This window comes from Spirillospora sp. NPDC049652, from assembly GCF_040675125.1.
Taxonomy (GTDB): Bacteria; Actinomycetota; Actinomycetes; order Streptosporangiales; family Streptosporangiaceae; genus Spirillospora.
Map to the genome: position 1 here is coordinate 1 of NZ_JBFAOF010001424.1, position 1,371 is coordinate 1,371.

The following is a 1,371-nucleotide window of genomic DNA, read 5'->3' on the forward strand; positions in this document are numbered from 1 at the left end:
CGTGCTCGCCGTGATCGTCCTGGTGGCGGTGCTCGCCCCCTGGATCGCGCCGCACGACCCCAACGGGCTGGACCTGTCGGCCGCGCTCGGAGGCGCGTCCGGCGGCCACCCGCTCGGCACCGACGAGTCCGGCCGGGACGTGCTGTCCCGGATGATCTACGGGGCGCGGACCGGCCTGCTCGGCCCGCTGGTCGTCGTGGCCGTCTCCACCGTGCTCGGCGCGGTCGTCGGCGTCGCCGCCGCCTGGTGCGGAGGCTGGGCGGACGCGCTGCTGTCACGGGCGATGGACCTGGTGTTCGCGCTGCCGGGCCTGCTGCTCGCGATCGTGCTCGTCGCGGTGTCCGGGCCGGGCCTGACGGCGCCGACCATCGCGATGAGCATCGCCTACGTCCCCTACGTCGGACGGCTCGTGCGCAACGTGGCCGTCCAGGAGGCGACGCGTCCGTACATCCAGTCCTACCGGGTGCAGGGCTGGTCCGGCTGGACGATCTGCCTGCGCCACCTGGTGCCGAACATCGCGCCGCTGGTGCTGGCCCAGTCGGCGATGAACTTCGGGTACGCGCTGATGGACCTGGCCGCGCTCGGCTTCCTCGGGTTCGGCGTGCAGCCGCCGGACGCGGACTGGGGCGCGATGATCAACAGCGGCGCGTCCGCGCTGCTCCAGGGCGCGGTGCTGCCCGCGCTCGCGCCCGGCGCGGCCATCGTGGTCGCCGTGGTGGCGTTCGGGATCGTCGGCGAGGGCGTCGCCGACCGGGTCGCCAAGCGGGAGGCGTGATGCCCGAGACCGTGAAGCCGGAGCCCGCGACCTCGGAGAACCCGATGCCGGGAACGGTGGAGGCGCTGCTGGAGATCGAAGGGCTCAGCGTCCGGCTCGCGCCCGGGTCCGCCGCCCGGCCCGTCCTGGACGCGGTGTCACTCCGCGTGGCGGAGGGCGAGACCGTCGGGCTGGTCGGCGAGTCCGGCTCGGGCAAGTCCGTCACCGGACGAGCCGTGCTCGGGCTGCTGCCCGCCGGGGCCGAGGTCACCGGATCCGTCCGGGTGGCCGGGTGGGACGTCCTCACCCTGCCGCCCGCGCGGCTGCGCGAGCTGCGCCGCCGCGAGGTCGCGATGGTGTTCCAGGACCCCCGCGCCTCGATCAACGCGGTCCGCCGCATCGGCGACTTCGTCACCGAGGGCCTGCGCGCGGGCGGCACGCCCAGGCGCGCCGCGCTGAAGGCGGCCGAGGAGCTGCTGGAGGCGGTCGGGATCGACCAGCCGCGCCGCGCGCTGCGCCGCTTCCCGCACGAGTTCTCCGGCGGCATGCTGCAACGGGTCATGATCGCCGGAGCGCTGGCCGGCGGCCCGCGGCTGCTGCTCGCCGACGAGCCGACC

At 75.5% G+C, this 1,371-nt stretch carries 2 protein-coding genes; both read left to right on the forward strand.

Features of this window, described 5'->3' with window-relative positions:
• Positions 1-775 (forward strand): ABC transporter permease (locus AB0J52_RS40750; RefSeq protein WP_500188588.1); only part of this gene is annotated, 775 nt, incomplete at its 5' end.
• Positions 775-1,371 (forward strand): ATP-binding cassette domain-containing protein (locus AB0J52_RS40755; protein WP_500188590.1); only part of this gene is annotated, 597 nt, incomplete at its 3' end. The genes AB0J52_RS40750 and AB0J52_RS40755, both read left to right, overlap by 1 nt.